The sequence below is a fragment of the Achromobacter sp. 46006 genome (assembly GCF_059761975.1).
This window is the reverse complement of sequence record NZ_JCBANN010000008.1, coordinates 76,698-94,132: the sequence shown is the minus strand read 5'-3', so window position 1 is coordinate 94,132 and position 17,435 is coordinate 76,698. Positions and strand designations below refer to the sequence as shown.

General features: G+C 67.4%; 18 protein-coding genes and 1 tRNA gene. 9 read left to right on the top strand and 10 right to left on the bottom strand.

Annotated elements, in window-relative coordinates:
* Positions 1 to 33: 33 nt before the first annotated feature.
* Together AC6LKG_RS06960 and AC6LKG_RS06955 are read left to right on the top strand one after the other, a co-directional pair.
* Positions 34 to 921, top strand: coding sequence for an alpha/beta hydrolase (locus AC6LKG_RS06960; protein ID WP_498163658.1), 888 nt, complete (start codon positions 34 to 36; stop codon positions 919 to 921).
* A 134-nt stretch (positions 922 to 1,055) separates the two neighbouring features.
* The gene (locus AC6LKG_RS06955) at positions 1,056 to 1,253 is read left to right on the top strand and encodes a hypothetical protein (RefSeq protein WP_498163657.1); all 198 of its coding nucleotides are present in this window, start codon (positions 1,056 to 1,058) and stop codon (positions 1,251 to 1,253) included.
* On the opposite strand, the gene AC6LKG_RS06950 is transcribed toward AC6LKG_RS06955, so the two are convergent.
* Positions 1,235 to 1,726: a multidrug/biocide efflux PACE transporter gene (locus AC6LKG_RS06950; RefSeq protein ID WP_054432717.1), complete on the bottom strand. Its 492-nt coding sequence runs from the start codon at positions 1,724 to 1,726 to the stop codon at positions 1,235 to 1,237. The genes AC6LKG_RS06955 and AC6LKG_RS06950 overlap by 19 nt on opposite strands.
* A gap of 104 nt (positions 1,727 to 1,830) precedes the next feature.
* On the opposite strand from AC6LKG_RS06950, the gene AC6LKG_RS06945 reads away from it, so the two are divergent.
* The gene (locus AC6LKG_RS06945) at positions 1,831 to 2,694 is read left to right on the top strand and encodes a LysR family transcriptional regulator (RefSeq protein ID WP_498163656.1); all 864 of its coding nucleotides are present in this window, start codon (positions 1,831 to 1,833) and stop codon (positions 2,692 to 2,694) included.
* Between the two features lie 48 nt (positions 2,695 to 2,742).
* Here AC6LKG_RS06945 and AC6LKG_RS06940 read toward each other — a convergent pair whose 3' ends face one another.
* Positions 2,743 to 3,615, bottom strand: a complete 873-nt coding sequence (locus AC6LKG_RS06940) for a ChbG/HpnK family deacetylase (RefSeq protein ID WP_498163655.1) — start codon at positions 3,613 to 3,615, stop codon at positions 2,743 to 2,745.
* A 36-nt stretch (positions 3,616 to 3,651) separates the two neighbouring features.
* Here AC6LKG_RS06940 and AC6LKG_RS06935 point away from each other — a divergent pair, with 36 nt between their 5' ends.
* Positions 3,652 to 4,047 (top strand): GtrA family protein, encoded by a 396-nt coding sequence (locus AC6LKG_RS06935; protein WP_498163654.1) that lies wholly within the window; start codon positions 3,652 to 3,654, stop codon positions 4,045 to 4,047.
* On the opposite strand, the gene AC6LKG_RS06930 is transcribed toward AC6LKG_RS06935, so the two are convergent.
* Positions 4,004 to 5,593: a glycosyltransferase family 39 protein gene (locus AC6LKG_RS06930; protein ID WP_498163653.1), complete on the bottom strand. Its 1,590-nt coding sequence runs from the start codon at positions 5,591 to 5,593 to the stop codon at positions 4,004 to 4,006. The genes AC6LKG_RS06935 and AC6LKG_RS06930 overlap by 44 nt on opposite strands.
* Positions 5,593 to 6,645 (bottom strand): glycosyltransferase family 2 protein, encoded by a 1,053-nt coding sequence (locus tag AC6LKG_RS06925; protein ID WP_498163652.1) that lies wholly within the window; start codon positions 6,643 to 6,645, stop codon positions 5,593 to 5,595. Before AC6LKG_RS06925 ends, AC6LKG_RS06930 begins: the two co-directional genes overlap by 1 nt.
* 268 nt (positions 6,646 to 6,913) lie before the next feature.
* Between AC6LKG_RS06925 and AC6LKG_RS06920 the strand changes: the two genes are divergently transcribed.
* The 5 genes from AC6LKG_RS06920 to AC6LKG_RS06900 all read left to right on the top strand — a co-directional run bounded on the left by AC6LKG_RS06920 (position 6,914) and on the right by AC6LKG_RS06900 (position 11,047).
* Positions 6,914 to 7,417: a GNAT family N-acetyltransferase gene (locus AC6LKG_RS06920; RefSeq protein ID WP_498163651.1), complete on the top strand. Its 504-nt coding sequence runs from the start codon at positions 6,914 to 6,916 to the stop codon at positions 7,415 to 7,417.
* A 149-nt stretch (positions 7,418 to 7,566) separates the two neighbouring features.
* Entirely contained in the window at positions 7,567 to 8,775 is a 1,209-nt protein-coding gene (gltS, locus tag AC6LKG_RS06915; RefSeq protein ID WP_498163650.1) for a sodium/glutamate symporter, read from the top strand.
* Complete coding sequence (locus tag AC6LKG_RS06910) at positions 8,772 to 10,274, top strand: TAXI family TRAP transporter solute-binding subunit (protein ID WP_498163649.1); 1,503 nt, start codon at positions 8,772 to 8,774, stop codon at positions 10,272 to 10,274. Before gltS ends, AC6LKG_RS06910 begins: the two co-directional genes overlap by 4 nt.
* Positions 10,275 to 10,316: 42 nt before the next feature.
* On the top strand, positions 10,317 to 10,580 hold the full coding sequence (locus AC6LKG_RS06905) for a hypothetical protein (RefSeq protein ID WP_498163648.1): 264 nt from the start codon (positions 10,317 to 10,319) through the stop codon (positions 10,578 to 10,580).
* Entirely contained in the window at positions 10,580 to 11,047 is a 468-nt protein-coding gene (locus AC6LKG_RS06900) for a YaiI/YqxD family protein (protein WP_498163647.1), read from the top strand. The genes AC6LKG_RS06905 and AC6LKG_RS06900 overlap by 1 nt, the downstream gene beginning before the upstream one ends.
* A gap of 67 nt (positions 11,048 to 11,114) precedes the next feature.
* Here the strand turns inward: AC6LKG_RS06900 and AC6LKG_RS06895 are convergent, their stop codons facing one another.
* From AC6LKG_RS06895 to rnhA, 6 genes are all read right to left on the bottom strand, one after another.
* Positions 11,115 to 11,282 carry a hypothetical protein gene (locus tag AC6LKG_RS06895; RefSeq protein WP_006388695.1) on the bottom strand — a complete coding sequence of 56 codons (168 nt, stop codon included), beginning with the start codon at positions 11,280 to 11,282 and terminating at the stop codon, positions 11,115 to 11,117.
* Positions 11,283 to 11,593: 311 nt separating this feature from the next.
* A tRNA-Val gene (locus tag AC6LKG_RS06890) sits at positions 11,594 to 11,668 on the bottom strand.
* Positions 11,669 to 11,728: 60 nt separating this feature from the next.
* Positions 11,729 to 12,451: a DNA polymerase III subunit epsilon gene (dnaQ, locus tag AC6LKG_RS06885; protein WP_498163646.1), complete on the bottom strand. Its 723-nt coding sequence runs from the start codon at positions 12,449 to 12,451 to the stop codon at positions 11,729 to 11,731.
* Positions 12,452 to 12,455: 4 nt separating this feature from the next.
* Positions 12,456 to 15,572 (bottom strand): efflux RND transporter permease subunit, encoded by a 3,117-nt coding sequence (locus tag AC6LKG_RS06880; protein WP_498163645.1) that lies wholly within the window; start codon positions 15,570 to 15,572, stop codon positions 12,456 to 12,458.
* Between the two features lie 30 nt (positions 15,573 to 15,602).
* Positions 15,603 to 16,688, bottom strand: a complete 1,086-nt coding sequence (locus AC6LKG_RS06875; protein ID WP_498163644.1) for an efflux RND transporter periplasmic adaptor subunit — start codon at positions 16,686 to 16,688, stop codon at positions 15,603 to 15,605.
* A 280-nt stretch (positions 16,689 to 16,968) separates the two neighbouring features.
* Positions 16,969 to 17,430, bottom strand: coding sequence for a ribonuclease HI (gene rnhA / locus AC6LKG_RS06870; protein ID WP_498163643.1), 462 nt, complete (start codon positions 17,428 to 17,430; stop codon positions 16,969 to 16,971).
* Positions 17,431 to 17,435: the final 5 nt, after the last annotated feature.

The following is a 17,435-nucleotide window of genomic DNA, read 5'->3' as shown; positions in this document are numbered from 1 at the left end:
GTACCGTGTCCGTCGGCACGGGTCATATCCTCCATGCCCGCCCTGCCCCGCCTCACCTTGCGCCGCCTGATCGGCGCCGCCGTGCTCGCCGCCGCCAGCGTGGTCGGCTGCTCGCAGCTCGACTCCTGGCAGCGCCAGACCATTTTCTCGCCGCAATCCGAACCGCAGACCTGGTGGCGCGAACCCGCCAAGGGAACGCAGGTCTACGACCTGGCCCTGGCCAATGGCGACCAGGTCCGAGCCTGGTACTGGCAGAGTCCCCAGGCCAATGCGCCGACCGTACTGTATCTGCATGGCGCGCGCTGGAACCTGAACGGCAGCGCCTTCCGCATCGACGGCTGGACCCGCAAGGGCTATTCGATCCTGGCGATCGACTACCGCGGTTTCGGCGCCTCGACGCCGCGCCTGCCGTCCGAATCCAGCGCGCTCGAAGACGCCATGGCCGGCCTGAAGGAACTGGCCCGCCTGCAACCGGATCCGGCGCGCCGCTTCGTCTACGGCCACAGCCTGGGCGGCGCCATCGCCATTGACCTGGCATCGCGGCCGGGCCAGCCCGATTTCGCCGGCCTGATCGTGGAATCCAGCTTCACCAGCATCAGCGCCATGCTGGCCACCATGAAGTGGGGCCGCGTGCCCGGCGCCAACCTGCTGGTGACGCAACCATTCGACTCGGTCGACAAGGTGGCCGCCATGCACACGCCGATGCTGTTTATGCACGGCACCGCCGACCGCGTGGTGCCGCACACCATGAGCGACGAACTCTACGCCGCCGCGCGCAGCGTGGCGCCCGACCTGAAGCGGCTGGTCAAGATCGAGGGCGCGACCCATTCGGGCGCGTTCCGCAGCGGCAAGCAGTACGACGACGCCGTCAAGGCCTTCATCCAGGACGCCAGCCGCGCATATCGCCGCAAGGCCGGCTGACGCAGGCCCTGCCGGCAGCCGCGGCAGGACACGGCGTCATCATCCCCCCGATTCCCATCGTCTGCCCTGGAAGCGTCGCGCCTGCTCCGGGGACTTGCTGTTTGCCCTGCGAAACATCGCGCCCCCAACCGTTGATGGCAGGAGCAGAACCCAAACGGCACGCCGCCGACGTCGCCTACGACCAGATCGAGAGCATCATCGCCACCCCGCAATTGCAGCCGGGCAGCACGGTGGCTGAAGCCGATCTGGTCGAACAGACCGGCCTGGGCCGCCATCCGGGGCGCGGATTCGCTGATGGACTACCTGGAGATGTTCACGCGCAAGGTGATTGACGCGTAGCGCTCGCGGCCGGGGCGGCGGCGTCCTTGGCGCCGCGCGCCAGCCAGGCCAGGACGCGCGGGCGGGCGCGGTCGTAGCCCAGGTTGTAGAAGAAGGCGTACGGCAGGTAGAACAGCACCAGCGCGATGTCCAGCACGAAGGCCTGCCACAGGCTGATGTTCAGCCACCAGGCGGCCAGCGGGATCACGATCAGGATCAGCCCGAGCTCGAAGCCGAACGCGTGGATCACGCGCACGCGCAAGTTGCGGGTGATGCCCAACCGGTTTTCCAGGCGGTCGAAGCCGGCGTTGTAGATCATGTTCCAGACCAGCGCGATCCAGGCGATCACGGCGGTCAGCACGCCCATTTCGAACAGCGATTTGCCCATGGCCCAGGCGGCCACCGGCGCGCACAGGCCGATGGCGAGGATTTCGAACAGGAAAGCGTGGATGAAGCGCTCTTTGATGGTTTTCTTGGCTTGCGTCATGACCCACCTCTGAGGTCGTTTGTTTCAGTGACCGAGGGATTTTCGACGATATTTCCGGTACGATAAAGATAGAATCCATCGGAAAATCCGATACAACACCCGACATGCGCCATTCCCTGGAATCCCTGGCCACCTTCGCCCAGGTGGCCGCCGAAGGCACGTTTTCAGCCGCGGCCCGCAAGCTGGGCAAGAGCCAGTCCACCGTCAGTGAGACCATCGCCAACCTGGAGGTCGACCTGAACGTGGCCCTGTTCGACCGCAGCCAGCGGCAACCGGCGCTGACCGAGGCCGGCCAGGTGCTGCTGGGCCAGGCCTTGCAGGTGCTGGCGGCCAACGACCGCCTGAACCGCAGCGCCAGCCAACTGTCGGCCGGACTGGAGCCGCGCCTGACCGTGGTGCTGTCGGATACGTTTCAGTCCGAAACCTTCGAGACCATGCTCAGCCAGATCGACCAGCGCTATCCGGCGCTGCGCTTCGAGTGCCTGATCGCGGAATACGAGGATGTGGTGGCGCTGGTGCAGCAGGGCCGCGCCCACCTGGGACTGATGGCGGCGCAGGAAAGCTATCCGCCCGACATGGCCCACGCAACGCTGCGCGAGGCGTCGGAGATCGTGTTGTGCGCAGGCCGTGGCCATCCGCTGGCAGCGCTGCCGGCGGTAACCGGGGACCACCTGAAAGCCGCCCGCGAACTGCGCCTGAGCACCTACGAACTGGATGACAAGGAAGCCGCGTCGTCGCATTCGACCTGGTCGGCGCCGGGCTACCTGATGCTGTTGGAAATGGCCACCCTGGGGTTCGGCTGGACCGAGCTGCCGCGTTGGATGCTGCAACGCTTTGGCGGCGGACAACTGGTGGAACTGACGGTGCCGGGCTGGCCGCGCCAGATCCGGGTGGACGCTGTCTGGTCGACCCGCCGGCCGCTGGGACCGGCCGGCGCCTGGCTGCTGCAGAATCTGACGCAGGCCTAGCGCGTCCGGCCACAGGCCGGGCGTTGCCGCGCGAGCCGCAATCGGCCGCTAAGGCCTGTCCGCGCTAAGGGGTGCCTCGCACAGGCCCCGACGGCTCACCGAACGCGCGGCGTTCCGCGGCAGGCGCGCGATACGCACGCCGTTGGCGGCCAGCCAATCGCCCAGCTTGGGGCAGGCCAACACCTCGTATTCGGCGCGGCGCTGGCGCGCCATGGCGCTGTCGCCGTGGCTGCCCTTGGCCGGATGGCACATCAGCAGGTCGCAATCGCGCGCATTGAACAGCCAGTTCTGCAGCAGATCGGCGTAGCGCCGCTTGCCGCCGTCGAAGCCATAGACGCCCAGCAGGCGGCGATTGGTGCGCAGGCCCTCGCGGCGCGCGCGGCGTCCCAGTTCGGCCGCGCCCAGCGCGCCGATGATGCGTGCCTTGAGCGATTCCTTCAGCGGAATGCCGCAAAGCATGCCGGGCGCGGTCTGGCGCAACCAGGGCATGCGGGCCGCGTAGCGTTGCCTGAGCAGGGCCAGCAGGCGCTCGCGGATCACCGGCAACTGGTGCACGTGCTGGTGGCCATCGACGTAATCGGGAGCGCGGCCGAAGGCAGCTTCGAAGGCGTCGAACTGACGCGCCAGGTGCTGGTCGACCCAGTCCACGTCCAGGCGCCGGGTGTAGGCGCGCAGGATCAGGCGCGCCAGCGAAGGCAGGTCGGCGTCGTCCCCGCCGCCAAGCGGCTCGGTGAAATTCACGTGCAGGCCGAGGTCGACGTCCAGCGCCGCCAGCCGCGTGGCATTGGCCCTGACGGTAGGGCCCAGCGAGAGGCAACTGACGGCGCTCACGCGGCCCATCGCGGCAAGCGCGATCATGCCTTCATCAATGTCGCCATTCATGCCAAAATCGTCACCGCAAACCACTATGCGTTTGGTCAAATCCTCACCCCGCCTTTCTTCGTCAACACGCCCCACATGCGCGCCCTGGTCCAGCAAGTCATCCTGTTCATCGCCGTTGGATGCGCAGCGGCCGCCACGCATTGGGGCGTTGCCGTCACCTGCGTGGAGGCCTTCGGCGCCGCGCCGCTGCTGGCCAACCTGGTCGGCTGGCTGGTGGCGTTCGTCGTTTCCTTCAGCGGACACTACCGGCTCACGTTCAGACATTCGAAAACACCCTGGACCATAGCAGCCCGCCGTTTCTTCTTCATTTCAGCCGCAGGCTTCATCATCAATGAATCCGCGTACGCCTGGTTGCTGCGAGTAACGGCGGTGCGCTATGACATCCTGCTGGCCCTCATCCTGGTCGGCCTGGCGTTCGCCACCTTCATCACGAGCCGGCTTTGGGCGTTCCGCCACAAGTCCGCTGCTTGAAGGCGGCGTCCGACACCACCCGCCAGATCACGTATTTCACGCTGGTCGCCACCGGTTCCAGGCCGGCCAGGGCACGGTAACTGCCCGCGTCCGATCTGGTGCCCCAGACCCAGTAGCGGGCGCCGTCGGGCGCCGCGCACAGCCGGGCGTGGAATTCATCCGAACTGATCAGAACCTGCTTGCCGATCTCGGGCTCGAACTTGGCCGCGTCGTAGAGTTCCTTGCGCCAGTTGTCGCGCACCGGCACTTCCGGGTTGAGCCAGTCATCCACCACCCAGCTCGGCTTGGGCGCCTGGGCATACAACGCCAGGTCGAACGGGTAGGTGTGCAGCGAGACATAGGTATCGCCCGGCTGCGCCAGCGGCCGGATCACGGCAGCCAGCGGCCCTGCGCTGCCCCGGGCACTGTGGGCGGCGATGCCGATGGCCACCACGCAGATGCCGGCGCCGACCCCGGCGCAAATCCGCACCAGGCGCGAGAACAGGGCATCGGCCTTCTGGCGCCCGGCGGCCACGATCACTTCGGCCAGCAGGAAGGCCAGGGGCGGCAGCGCCGGCACCACATAGCCGATCAACTTGGATTTGGGCAGCGAGAAAAAGCCCACCACCACCACGCACCAGATCAGCGCCAGGCGCCGCAGGTCGCGTTGGGGGCCCTCGGCCCAGAAGGCCTTGCGCAGCATCCCTCCGCCCCACAACGACCAGGGCAGGCTCAGTCCCACCACCACGGGCAGGTAGAACCAGAACGGCTGGGCGTTGTTGAAGCCGCTGGCGGCAAAGCGCTGGAAGTGCTGGTAGACGAAGAAGTAGTCATAAAAGCCGGGGTAGCGGATCTGCATGAGCGCGAACCACGGCACGGCCACGGCGGCGAACACCAGCAGCGCCGGCGGCCACAGCAGCGCGGCCAGCGCGCGCCAGCGGCGGCCCCACACCAGCCAGATGAACAGGATGGCGCCGGGCAGCACCAGGCCGATGAGCCCCTTGGCCAGCACCGCCAGCCCGGCCAGCGCCGCGGCCGCCAGCGACATCCAGCGATAGGCCTGGCCGCGCTCCAGGCGCAGCACTACATCGGCCGCCGCCAGCACGCACAACGTGATCATGCCGGCCACCAGCATGTCCAGGTTGGCGAACTGGGCGCCGCCGTAGAAAAACGGCAGGGTGGCCAGCACCAGCGCGGTCAGCGTGGCCGTGGCGGCATCCCGGTAGCGCCGCACGAAACCGTACAGCGCGGCCAGCGCGGCCCAGGCGATCAGCAACGACGGCAGGCGCGCGGCCCAGGGATGCACACCGAACACGCTGAACGACAACTCGGTGAGCCAGTAATAAAGCGGCGGCTTGTGGAAGTACGGCATGCCGTCGAGCAGCGGCACCATGTGCGAGCCGCTGCGCAGCATGTCCCAGGCGACACCGGCGTAACGGCCCTCGTCGGGCAGCGTCAGGGGGCGCACCCAGGCCAGGAAGGCCAGCCAGAGGCCGATGGCGAGCAGGAATCGTCCTGCCGGCGGGATCCAGTTGGAACGCGCCGGGTCTTGCTTGGCGGCGTCCATCAATGCGGGACCTTGTCGGTACGGGCGGCCTGCCCTTGGCGGCGACGCACCACGAATAGCGGGCGCCCCTTGACCTCGTCGAAGATGCGGGCGACGTACTCGCCCACCACGCCCAGCGAGATCAGGTTGACGCCGGCGAAGAACAGGACGGCGGTGACGATCGTGGTCCAGCCGGAAACCGGATTGCCAGACACCAGATAATCGACCACCAGGTAGGTGGCGTAGGCCATCGCCAACACCGCGAACAGCACGCCGACCAGGCTGACCAGGCGCAACGGCCAGGTGGTGAATGCGGTCAGGCCGTCCAGCGCCAGCCGCGCCAGGCGCATGCCGCCGAAGCGGCTGTCACCATGCATGCGTTCGTCGGGCGTGTAAGGCAGCGCTTCGCCCTTGAAGCCGACCCAGGCGTACAGGCCTTTCATGAAACGGGTGCGCTCGGGCAAGGCGTTCAACGCATCGACCACGTTGCGGCTCATCAGGCGGAAATCGCCGGCATGGGCCGGCACATCCACGCCCCGGGCGCCGCTGAGCAATTTATAGAACCAGCGGGCGCCGGTGCGCTTGATCCAGGATTCATCGCTGCGGCTCTCGCGCACCGCGTAGACCATTTCGGCCCCGGCGGCCCAGCGCGCCAGCATCTGCTCGATCAGGGCCGGCGGGTGCTGCATGTCGGCATCCAGGCAGATGACGACGTCGCCGGTGGCGCTTTCCAGGCCGGCGCTGAGCGCGGCCTCCTTGCCGAAATTGCGCGACAGTTGCACGTAGCGGAACCCGTCATATTGCGACCATTCGGCCATCAGCGCCTCGGTGCCGTCGGTGCTGCCATCATCCGCGACGATGATCTCCCAGCCGGTGCTCAACGCCGCCAGCCGGCTGCGCAACAGGGGCAGCAGCACGCGCAGGTTCTCGCATTCATTGAGGCAGGGAATGACGCAGGTGACGCAAGCGTCGTAGGGCACATTGGCGGCAGCCGTGCGCCAGACCGCGTCCACGGGAAGCGGTTTGGCCAGCATTGGTTGCCCCATGGGCTCGGACCGGAATTGGATATGCATGATGCTCGGCAAGGGGAATGCGGGAGACTATGCCGCGCAGTATGCGCAAGACGTCGTTGAATTTTCATCAAATGCGCCGGCTATCGGACCAGGGGCAAAGCAGACCGATTCTGGAAACGATGGCGCCGGCCTCGGGCGAGGCGGTGCGAGAACGTCGCCTTATTACGTCCCCATTTTTTGGAGCGCGCGGCGCAACCCTTCGCGGGCATCGGTAAAATGCGCGAAGCTCTTGTTTTCACGGGTAGTTATGCAATATCGAGTCCGCCCCATGCTGAGCGGCGACGTGGACGGCATCCTGGACGTCCAGGCCCGCGCCTATCCGGATTTCCTGCTGGAAAGCGCCTGTTTCTTCCTGAACCGGCTGGCGCTGGCGCCGGCGCATTGCTGGGTGGCGCAAGCCGCCAGCGGCCCCGCCGCGCAAGGCCTGCTGGGGTATCTGGTGTCGTATCCCTGGGACGCGGGCCTGCCGCCCAGCCTCGACGCGCCGCTGGCCGCCCTGCCCGCGGCCGCCGACCACTGGTTCCTGCACGACTGCGCGGTGGCGCCGGCCGCCCAGGGACTGGGCGTAGGCCAGGCGCTGCTGCGCGCGGCGGCCGGATACGCGGCACAGGCTGGGCTGCGCCGCGCCAGTCTGGTGTCGCTGGGCCCGGCCGTGGGCTATTGGACCCGCCACGGTTATGCGCCGGTCACTGCCAGCGACCGCCGCCTGGCCGCCAAACTCGAAGGTTACGGGCCGCATGCCACCTACATGGCGCGCGCCTTTCCGTTCTGACTCCGGAGGGCCCGCGCCCTCCTCCCGTGGTTGCCGCGTGCCGCATGGCCGGCGCCCCGTTAAGATGGGAGCACGATCCCGGAAAAACAGGGCGGCAACCATCCCGACAGCCTGACTTCGCTGCGTCCCGCCAGGGCGCGAAGGTTTCCATGATTTCACTCTCGCCCGTCCAATCCCTGCTGGCCTGCTGCCTGGTACTGGCCATCGGTCGCGTGCTGACCACCCGCATCGGCGTGCTGGCCCGCTACAGTATCCCCGACCCGATTGTCGGCGGCCTGCTGTTCGCGATCGGCGCCTATGCGCTGTCGGCCTGGGGCGGCCATGCCATATCGCTTGAAACCAGCATCAAGCCGACCCTGTTGCTGCTGTTCTTCGGCTGCATCGGCCTGACGGCGAACCTGAAACTGCTGGCCAAGGGCGGACCGCGCCTGATCGCCTTCCTGCTGGCGCTGGTGCCGTTCCTGGTGCTGCAGAACCTGGTCGGGCTGGGGATGGCCTGGTTGCTGGACATGCATCCGCTGATGGGGCTGCTGGGGGGCACCATCACGCTGGTCGGCGGGCACGGCACGGGCGCGGCCTATGCCAGCCGCTTCGCCGACGTCAACAACATCCAGGACGTGATGGCCCTTGCCATGACCGCGGCAACCATGGGCCTGGTACTGGGCGGCGTGGTCGGCGGCCCGGTCGCGGAATGGCTGATGCGGCGCCACAAGCTGGCTGGCAGCCTGGATCGCCGGGCGGCTGCGGGCCATGGGACGCCGGACCTGAGCGATGCGCAGCCGCCGTCGAGCGCGGCCTCGTTCATCACCTCCATGACGGCGGCCTTCATCTGCCTGGTGGCGGGCGGCTATCTGGCGGCGCTGGTGGAAGGCGCGCCGGTGAGCCTGCCCAACTTCCTGTGGTGCCTGGCGACCGGCGTGCTGATCCGCAACGGCGGCGCGCGCCTCGGCTTGAAGCTGGACGACCGCGCCACCGAGATCATCGGCACCATCGCGCTGTCCCTGTTCCTGGCCATGACGATGATGACCCTGGACCTGACCAGCGTGGCGCGCCTGGCCGGGCCGCTGGCGCTGATCCTGGCGGTGCAGATGCTGTTCTGTGCGCTGTATTCGGCCTGGGTAGTGTTCCGCCTGCTCAAGCGCGACTATGAAGCCGCGATCATGTCGGCCGCATTCTGCGGCTTTGCACTGGGCGCGACCGCCACCGCCATCGCCAATATGCAGGCGCTGACGCGGCGCCATGGCCCCGCGCCGCAGGCTTTCATCGTGGTGCCGGTAACGGGCGCGTTCCTGGTGGACATCCTCAACGTGATCGTACTCACCTCGTTGATCTCCTTGCCATTCGTCGGGGGGATGTGAACATGTTCAAGCGTTTCCTGCTGCTGGCCCTGTGCCTTCTGCTGGCCGCCTGCGGCCGCGCGCCCGACAGCGACACCCTGCGCGCCGACGTCGAGCGTGGCCTGGCGGCCACCTATGGCGCGGACCTGTTCCGCATCGGCGAACTCAAGCGGATGGGTTCCGCTACCGACAGCAATGCCCCCGCCGGCGAAACCCGCCGCGTGGTCTATTACGATCTGCAGTTGGAAGTCACCCGCGACGTCTCCCTGGGCGCCTGGGACCAGCCCGGCGCGGCAGCATTGGTAACCCTGCTCGGCGCCGGTCCGCGCAGCATCAGCGGCGTGAAATCCAGCGGCAACCAGGCCGGCGACCAGATCGTCGCGCACGCCAGCGCCATCTACCGCAAGGACGGCGATACCTGGACGCTGGTGACGCCGGCCGGCTTCAAGGCGGCCGAAGCGCCGTCGCTCGACACCGGCGCGCCCCCGCCGGTCACGCAACGGCTGCTCGATACGCTCGACCAGATCACTCATTCGGTCGCGTACAGCGCGTCCAGCACCGCCCAGCATGTGGTGCAACAGGAACTGGAGCGCTCCGTCGCCCGCATCAATGGGCGCCTGGCACGCCTGCAACAGGGCTATCCGCTGGCGGGCGGCCCGGATCGCGGCGAATACGTCACCTTTGCGCGCGCGCTGGGCGCGGTCGGCCAGGCACGCCAGATCCGCGTCACGCCGCTCATCACCTCCGGCGGCGCCGAAAACATCGCCTTGCTGCGCAGCGGCGACGCGGTGGTCGGGCTGGCCCAGGCCGATACCGCCAAGCTGGCCTACGAAGGCCGCGGCCCGTTCGCCGCCCAGGGACCCTTCACCACCCTGCGCGCGCTGGGCAGCCTGTATCCGGAAATGGTGCATATTGTCGTACGCGACGACGCCGACTTGCGCACGGTGCGCGACCTGAAAGGCAAGAAGATCGCGCTTGGCGCCGAAGGGTCGGCGGTGCGCGCCACGCTGCAAACGGTGCTGGCGGCGCATGGTTTGCAGGCCGGGCGCGACTACGAGGCCATTCCGACCCCGTTCACCGCTTCGCTGCCGGCGCTCTATGGCGGCGCGATCGATGCCGCCGCGCAGGTGATCGGCATCCCCGCCACGCCTTTGCGCGATGCGCTGGCGCAAGCTCGCCTGAAACTGCTGCCGCTCGATCCCGCGGCGGTGCAGGCCCTGGCCGCGCAGGACAACGCCCTGATGCCGCTGACCATTCCCGGCGGGACCTACCCGAACCAGCCCGAGCCGGTCGCCACGATCGGTACCGCCGCGCTGCTGCTGACCACCTCGGACCTGACTCGCGATGAGGCCCTGCAAGTGGTGCGCGCGATCTACCAGACCGGACAGGACCTGCTGGCCGCCGGCTCGGCCCAGGGCGCCCAGGTCAACGTCGCCAACGCCCGGCGCGGCCTGACGGTGCCGCTGCACGATGGCGCCGAGGAAGGCCTGGCCGCGCTCGAGAGCGCGAAACCCCGCTGACCGCGCTTGCGCTTATGATGGCGCTCCCTCTCAGGAATCCTCATGAATAAATTCGATCTGCAAAAGAATCAGGCGCTGAAACTGGCCGGCCAGCTCAAGCAAGCCGCCACGCCCGACCGTTTCGGCGCGGCCTCGCAAACGCCCGACCGGCGCGAGCAGCGCAAGCTCGACCAGGCCGCCGGCCTGGTGCCCTTTCCGCTGAAGCTGTCGCAGGCGCAGGCGGACCAGTTGCGCGCCGCGGCCGCCGAACGCGGCCTGAGCACCAACGATATCGTCGCGCAGGCGTTGCAGAAGGCCCTGGGCTGATGCATATCTGGGTCGATGCCGACGCCTGCCCCGGGGTCATCAAGGACATCCTGTTCCGCGCCGCCCAGCGCTGGCAACTGCCCCTGACCCTGGTGGCCAACCAGGCGCTGCGCACCCCGCCGTCGCCGCTGATCCGCGCGGTACAGGTGCCGCGCGGCTTCGATGTGGCCGACGCCCATATCGCCGCGCGCGCGGTGGCGGGCGACCTGGTGATCACCGGCGACATTCCCCTGGCAGCGCAAGTGCTGGAAAACGGCGCGCTGGCGCTGAACCCGCGCGGAGAGCGCTATACGCCGGAGACCATCCGCGAACGGCTGGCGCTGCGCGACATGATGGAGGAATTGCGGGCCAGCGGCGTGGACACGGGCGGGCCGCCGACGTTCAGCCAGGCCGACCGCAAGGCCTTTGCCAACCAGCTCGACACCCTGCTGGCGCGGGCAGCGCGGCTGTCCACGCCCCGGGCCTGACGTTGGGCCTGACGCGCGCCGCGGCTGGGGACGTGCCGCGCCGCCGTTGGCGCGGGCCGCGCCGGCCTCAATAGAAGGTGATGTATGCCTTGTAGATGATGGTGCCGATGGCCGTGATGAGGCCGATGCCCATGAGGCCCATGCCGATGTTGCGGTCGCGCAGTCCAAACCCGAGCAGCATGAGCGCCACGCCCGTGACGATGATGATCAACATGGTGTTGGTGCTGGGGTGCATAGTGGTCTCCCGGTAAGCGACGCGTCTTTGTTCCGGCCAAGGCAGGCAATCCCGCCTTGCATGCACATCATAGACAACCCGCGACACGATGGGACGCAACCCCGGAGATCGCGCTTGCGGCAGATCAAGCGCGCTGATGGCGTACAAAAAAAGCGCATGAAAAGGCGCGCGCAAAACAAAAAAGCCAACCGCTAGGGCTGGCTTTATTGCTGGGGAATCGGCTTGCCGTGGCTTGCTGCCAGACTTGCCTCAAACCCGTCCCGAATCGCGTCTGCCGGCAATGCAGCCTGGCGATGCGTTTCGAGGGTCTTTGGTGGGTAGTACTGGGTTCGAACCAGTGACCCCTGCCGTGTGAAGGCAGTGCTCTACCACTGAGCTAACCACCCCGAAAGAGGCGAAATATTAGCACGCTTTTTCGGCTGTGCGCAAGTCGCCCGCAAAAAACTTCAGGCGGCCGCCACCGGCGCGTCCAGCTTGCGCCAGACGCATTCGCCGCCGACCGACTTGTCGAGCGCCGCCAGATAGATTTCGTGCTCGGCCAGTTCGGCGTCGCTGGCCTTCACCACCGGCAGGCCGGAAGCATCGAATTTCGCCAGCACCACGCCGTTGCCCGCGCCCGAGTCGTTGTCGTCGACATCGATCAGCAGCGCGTCCTGGCCACGGGTCATGGCCAGCCAGACTTCCGCCAGCAGTTGCGAGTCGAGCAATGCGCCGTGCAGCGTACGATGCGCGTTGGAAATGCCGAAGCGATCGCACAGGGCATCCAGCGAATTGCGCTTGCCCGGGAACAGCGAACGGGCATGCAGCAGCGAGTCCGTGATGGTTTCGCAGTACTCGGAGATCGGGCCGCGGCCGGTCTTGGCCAGCTCGGCGTTGAAGAACTTCACGTCGAAGGCCGCGTTGTGCGCGATCAGTTCGGCGCCCTGGATGAACTGGACGAACTCGTCGGCGATATCGCCGAAACGCGGCTTGTCGGACAGGAACTCGGTGGTCAGGCCATGCACCGCCAGCGCCTCGGGGTCGCTGTCGCGGTCCGGGTTCAGGTAGATATGCAGGTTGTTGCCGGTGGCCATCCGGTTGACCAGTTCGACGCAGCCGATTTCGACGATACGGTGTCCCTGGGCGGGATCCAGCCCGGTGGTTTCAGTGTCAAAGATGATCTGGCGCATTAAGCTATTCCGACGCTTGGGCCGCGGACGCCGACGGCGCCTGGCCATCCGCCGGACCGGCCGGGGGATGCGTTGCGCTGCCGGCCGGGCCGGGTTTCCTGCGTGCGGTGGCGATCAGGGTGTAGGCCACCGGCACGACGAACAAGGTCAATAGTGTACCCAGCATCAGCCCGCCCACCAGGACCCAGCCGATCTGCTGGCGCGATTCGGCGCCCGCGCCCGAGGACAGCGCCAGCGGCACGGTGCCCAGCACCATGGCGCCGGTGGTCATCAGGATCGGCCGCAGGCGCAGCACGCTGGCCTCGGTCACGGCCTCGAACAGCGCCTTGCCCTCGTCGCGCAGCTGGTTGGTGAATTCGACGATCAGAATGCCGTGCTTGGTGATCAGGCCCACCAGCGTGATCAGGCCGATCTGGCTGTAGATCGACAGCGTGCCGCCCGTCAGCCACAGCGCCAGCAGCGCGCCGGTCATGGACAGCGGCACCGACAGCATGATGATGAAGGGATTGCGCCAGCTTTCGAACTGCGCCGCCAGCACCAGGTAGATGAAGGCCAGCGCCATGGCGAACACCAGATAGATGCTGCCGGAAGAATCGCGGAATTCGCGTGACTGGCCGTCCAGGTCGGTCACTACGGTATTGGGCAGCACTTCGCGCGCCACCTGGTGCATGTGCGCCAGCACTTCGCCCAGCGCGTAGCCCGGCGCCACGGCGGCGTCGATCTTGACCGCGCGCAGCCGGTTGAAGTGGTTCAGCGACTGCGGCGACACGCCCTCATGCACGCCCAGCAGGTTGTCCAATTGCACCATGCTGCCATCGCGCGCTCGCACGTAGATGCCGGAGATGTCGGTGGGGTTGGCGCGGTCGCGCGGAGTGACCTGCACGATCACGTCGTACTGTTCGCCCTGGTCCTTGTAGCGCGTGACCTGGCGCCCGCCCAGCATCGATTCGAGCGTGCGGCCGACGGTATCGACGTTGGCGCCTACGTCGGCCATCTTGTCGCGGTCGACCCGCACCCGCAGTTCGGGAGTGTTCAGGCGCAGATCGGTGTCCAGGTTGAGCAGGCCCGGATACTTGCGCAATTCGGTCAGGAACACCTGGGTCAGGCGCGCCAGTTCCTCGTACGAAGCCTGGCTCATGATGATGAATTCGATCGGCTTGGAGCGCGCCGACTGGCCCAGCGACGGCGGATTGGTCGGGAAGGCGCGCACGCCCGGCAGCGACGAGAACAGCGGTTGCAGTTCCTGCGTGATGGCCTGCTGGCGGCGTCCGCGCTCCTCCCAGGGCTTGAGGCGCAGGATCGCGGTGCCGTCGGTGACCGTGGGGAAACCGACAGTCACCTGGCTGCCGCTGGCCTCGGGAATGGCGGCGTAGAACTGCTCGATGCCAAGCATGCTGTCCAGCGTGTAGTTCAGCGTCGCGCCTTCCGGCGAACTGACGATGCCGAACACAACGCCGCGGTCCTCGACCGGCGCCAGCTCGCTCTTGACCACCTTGAACAAAACGCCGCTGCCGGCCGCGACCGCCAGGCCGATCGCCACCACCACCCAACGGTGGCGCAGCGACAGCGCCAGCGCCCGCCGGTAGCCATTACTCATCGCGTTGAGCCAGCCTTCGATCAGGTTGTACCAGCGGCTGTGGCTGCTCTGATGGCGCAGCAGCACCGAACACATCATGGGAGTGAGCGTCAGCGCCACGAAGCCGGACACCAGCACCGCGCCGGCCAGCGCCAGCGCGAACTCGATGAACAGGCGCCCGGTGCGGCCGGTGGCGAACGCCAGCGGCGCGTACACCGTCACCAGGGTCATGGTCATGGCCACCACCGCGAAGCCGATCTCGCGCGAACCGCGCAGTGCCGCTTCCTTGCGCGGCATGCCGTCCTCGATATGGCGGAAGATGTTCTCCAGCACGACGATGGCATCGTCCACCACCAGGCCAATGGCCAGCACCATCGCCAGCAGCGTCAGCGTGTTGATGGAAAAACCGAACAGGTACATCAGGGCGCAGGCGCCCACCAGCGATACCGGGATGGTGACGATGGGAATGATGCTGGCGCGCAGGTTGCGCAGGAAGAAGAAGATCACCAGCACCACCAGGATGATGGCCTCGCCAATGGTGTGGAACACCGAATCGATGGAACGCTCGATGAATACCGACGAGTCGTAGGCGATATTCAGTTTCATGCCGGCCGGCAGGTTCTCGTTCAGCCGCGCCACCTCCTCGCGCGCGGCCTTCGACAGCTCCAGCGGATTGGCGGTGGACTGGCGCGTCACGCCGATATTGATGGCCGGCTTGCCGTTGAAGCGCGACAGGATGCGGTCATTGGCCGCGCCGATCTCGACCTTGGAGACGTCGCGCAAACGCACCGGATAGCCCTTCACGTTGGCCACGATGACGTTCTCGAACTGCGCGGGCGTCTGCAGGTCGGTGGACGACACCACCGAGAACTCGCGCGCCCGCGACTCGATGCGGCCGGCCGGAATTTCCACGTTCTGGCTGCGCAACGCGGATTCCACGTCCTGCACCGTCAGGCCATAGGCCGCGAGCTTGTCGCGGTCGACATAGATGCGCATCGACGGCAGCCGCTCGCCGAATACCCGCACCTCGGCCGCCCCGGGCAGCACCGACAGGCGGGTCTTGATGTAGCGGTTGATGTAGTCGGAGGTCTGGATCGCCGAGTACGAGCCGGCTTCGACCGCGATGTAGATGATGGGCTGCGAATCGGCCTCGACCTTGCCGATGATGGGTTCATCGATCTCATCGGGCAGGAAGCGGCGCGCGCGCGAGACCTTGTCGCGCACTTCGGCCGCCGCCGCGTCGGGATTGCGCGACAGGTTGAACCTGATGTTGATCAGGCTGCGCTCGGAGCGGCTGCGCGAGGTCATCACATCCACGCCCTCGATGCCGGCCAGTTGGTCTTCCAGCGGCTTGGTCACCTGCGACTCGATCACCTCGGGCGAGGCGCCCTTGTAGGTGGTGTCGACCGACACGATGGGTTCGTCGATCTTGGGGTATTCGCGCACCGTCAGGCGGGAATACGAGATCAGGCCGATCAGCACGATGACCAGCGACAGCACCGAGGCGAACACCGGCCGCTTGATACAGGTTTCCGAGATACGCATGAGGGGCCGCCGCTCGCTGGAAGGATGGCGTCAGGCGCCGTTTTTGACGACCTGCACCGCGCCGCCGTCGGTGACGCGCTGCAACCCCGCCACCACCAGTTGGTCGCCGGCCGCGACCCCTGTCAGGATCTCGACCTTGCCCTCGCGGCGCTCGCCGATGGTGACCTCGCGCCGTTCGGCCACGCCGTCCCTGACACGGTAGACATACTGCGTTTCGCCGGACGGCGACAGCGCCGCCTCGGGCGCGACCAGCGCCTTGTCCTGGCCGAACAACAGTTGCACGCGCGCGAACATGCCGGGACGCAGTAGCGAGTCCTGGTTCGCCACGGTGGCGCGCAGCAGAATGGAACGGCCGCCGGCATCGACCAGCGGGCTGACCGCGTACACCAGCCCAGGGCGTTCCTGCCCGGGCAGGGCGTCCATGCGCAGCGTCAGTTGCTGACCCACGCCGACCTTGCTCAGATACATTTCGGGCACGCGGAAATCCACCTTGAGCGGGTCGATCGCCTCGAGTGGCGCCAGGTCCTGGCCCTGGTTCACGTAATCGCCCACCGACACGCTGCGCAGGCCGGCGAAACCGGCGAACGGCGCGGTGATGGTCATCTTGTCGAGCCGCGCCTGGGCCAGCGCCACCGCGGCCTCCTGCACCTTGAGATTGCTGGCCGACTCGTCGCGGGCCTGCTGGCTGACGAAGCCCTTGCCCTGCAGTTCCACGGCGCGGCGGTAATGGCTCTGCGCCAGCGTCAGATTGGCGCGGGCCTGCGCCAGTTCGGCGCGCGGCACGGAATCGTCAAGCCGGATCAGCACCTGGCCACGCTCGACCGGCTGGCCTTCCTTGAATTCGATCGCCTGGATCCGGCCCGCGACCTCCGGCCGCAGCACCACCGCTTCGTTCGAGCGCAGGCTGCCCACCGCCGACAAACCGCGGGCAAAAGGGATTTCCGTGACTGCGGCCACCTCGACCCGCACCGCGGCGGGCTTGGCGGCCGGCCTGGCGGGCGCGGCGCTGCCAACGGCCGCCGGCGCGGACGCCAGCCAGCGCGGCACGAATACGCCCAGAGCGGCCCCCGCGGCCACCCCTGCCGCGATGGCGGCCAGCAAGACTGCTTTTTTCATGCGAATGTGGCGATATCGCGGCGCGTGCCAGGCATCCCCCGCTGGGACTGCGCCGCAGGAACAGGAACAAGGCTTGGCACTTTAGCACCGGATTTACAACCTGGAACATTCCTGAAGCGCGCTGAAAGCGCTAAACCGGCAGACCCAGGGTATTTCCCGATGCGAACCCCTGGGCGCAGGCACGTGAAGCGGCGAAAACGCGCGCGCTTTCAGGGCAAGCGAGGAGGCAGCCGGCGCGGCGTCGCTGCCGGACCAAGGCCGCCACGCGGGCCGGACCGGGTCAGGCTCGCCGGACGGAATCCACGCCCTGGTTGGCCAATTGGTCGGCGCGCTCGTTGCCAGGATCGCCGGCATGCCCGCGCACCCAGCGCCATGAAACGGTGTGGCGGCGCACCTGGTCATCCAGCGCCTGCCAGAGTTCGGCATTCTTGACCGGCTTTTTGTCGGCCGTCATCCAGCCGCGTCGCTTCCAGTTGGCCAGCCATTCGGTCATGCCCTTCATGACGTACTGGGAGTCGGTATGGATGGTGACGGCGCAAGGACGCTTGAGCGCCCGCAGGCCCTCGATCACGGCCAGCAGTTCCATGCGGTTGTTGGTGGTCTGGGCCTCGCCGCCGTGCATGGTCTTTTCGTGCGCGCCGGCGCGCATCAACACCCCCCAGCCGCCGGGACCGGGATTGCCCTTGCAGGCGCCGTCGGTCCACATTTCCACTTTCTGGTCGTTCGCGTTGTTGTCCTGCATGGTGC